Below are 1894 nucleotides of genomic sequence, written 5' to 3' on the forward strand. Positions count from 1 at the left end.
GCGCCGCGAGCAATCCGCCGTCACAGCCGACGCCTATGTGCCTTTGAGCTTCGCGCCCGGCGAGGCCTACCAGTTCGACTGGAGCCACGAGATCGTCGTCATCAATGGCGCCACGACCCAGGTGAAGGTGGCGCATGTCCGGCTTTGTCACTCGCGCATGCTGTTCGTACGGGCCTATCCGCGCGAGAGCCAGGAGATGGTCTTCGACGCCCATGACCGCGCCTTCGCCTTCTTCAAGGGCGCCTGCACGCGCGGCATCTACGACAACATGAAGACCGCTGTGGAGACGATCTTCGTCGGCAAGGAGCGGGCCTATAACCGCCGCTTCCAGCAGATGTGCAGCCACTATCTGGTCGACCCTGTCGCCTGCACGCCAGCCTCGGGCTGGGAGAAGGGGCAGGTCGAGAACCAGGTCGGGCTCGTGCGCGAGCGCTTCTTCGCCCCGCGCCTGCGGGTCAAGAACTACGACGAGTTGAACGCCTGGCTGCTGGATCAGGTGCTTCGCTACGCCAAGGCCCACCGCCATCCGGAGCAACGTGACCGCACAATCTGGGAGATGTTCGAAGCCGAGCGCCCGAGCCTGGTGCCTTACGCGGGGCGGTTCGACGGCTTCCACTCACTGCCAGCCTCGGTGTCGAAGACCTGTCTCGTGCGCTTCGACAACAACAAGTACTCGGTCATCGCGAGTGCGGTCGGGCGCCCCGTCGAGATCCGCGCCTATGCCGATCGGATCGAGCTGCGCCAGGACGGGCGTATCGTCGGCGAGCATCCCCGCTGCTATGGCCGCGACCAGACCATCTACGATCCCTGGCACTATGTCCCGGTACTGGCTCGCAAGCCGGGCGCCCTGCGGAACGGAGCGCCCTTCAAGGACTGGGTCTTGCCCGGTGCGATCGACCGGGTCCGGCGCAAGCTCGCGGCCGTTCAAGACGGCGACCGGCAGATGGTTGAGATCCTCACCGCGGTGCTGAGCGACGGATTGTCCGCCGTCGAAGCCGCCTGCGCGGATGCTCTGCGGCAAGGCGTCCACTCCGCCGACGTGATCATCAACATCCTGGCCCGGCGCCGCGAGCCGGCGGCAGCGATCACGATCATGACGCCCGATGCCTTGCGCCTGCACCATGAGCCTGCCGCCGATTGTGCCCGCTACGACAGCCTCAGGAGAGCCGTGTGATGGAACGCTCGGAGATTCTTGCCACCATGGGCGAGCTCAAGCTCTATGGCATGAAGGCCGCCTACGACGAGATCATCGCCTCGGCGGTGAAGCGCCAGCACGAGCCGCAGCGCGTCGTCGGCGACCTCCTCGCCGCCGAAATCGCCGAGAAGCAGGCTCGTTCGATCAAGTATCAGATCACCATCGCCAAGCTACCGCTCGCCAAGGATGTCGCCGACTTCGCCTTCGACGGAACCCCGATCAACGAGACCCTCGTTCATGATCTCGCCGGCGGCAACTTCCTGGCGCACCAGCGCAATGTTGTCCTCGTCGGCGGGACTGGGACCGGCAAGACCCATCTCGCCATCGCGATCGCCCGGGCATGCATCCGTGCCGGTGCTCGAGGCCGCTTCTTCAACGTCGTCGATCTCGTCAACAAGCTCGAGGCCGAAGCCCGCACCGGCCGCCAGGGCCGCATGGCCGATTATCTCGCACGCATGGACTTCATCGTCCTCGACGAACTCGGCTATCTGCCCTTTGCCCAGTCCGGCGGACAACTGCTCTTCCACCTGGTCAGCAAGCTCTACGAGCAGAGCTCCGTCATCGTCACCACGAACCTCGCCTTCGGCGAATGGCCGTCCGTCTTCGGCGACGCCAAGATGACCACCGCGCTCCTCGACCGGCTCACCCATCACTGCGACATCGTCGAGACCGGCAACGAGAGCTGGCGCTTCAAGAACA

2 protein-coding genes are annotated in these 1894 nt (G+C 65.1%); both read left to right on the plus strand.

Annotated features, from left to right (window positions below):
• Positions 1–1174 (plus strand): IS21 family transposase (gene istA / locus ACODTJ_RS29095; RefSeq protein ID WP_488851696.1); only part of this gene is annotated, 1174 nt, incomplete at its 5' end.
• Positions 1174–1894, plus strand: a 721-nt coding sequence (istB, locus tag ACODTJ_RS29100; RefSeq protein WP_488851698.1) for an IS21-like element helper ATPase IstB, incomplete at its 3' end; no start/stop codon positions are given. The genes istA and istB, both read left to right, overlap by 1 nt.

It is taken from the genome of Allobosea sp. FG18 (assembly GCF_057809495.1).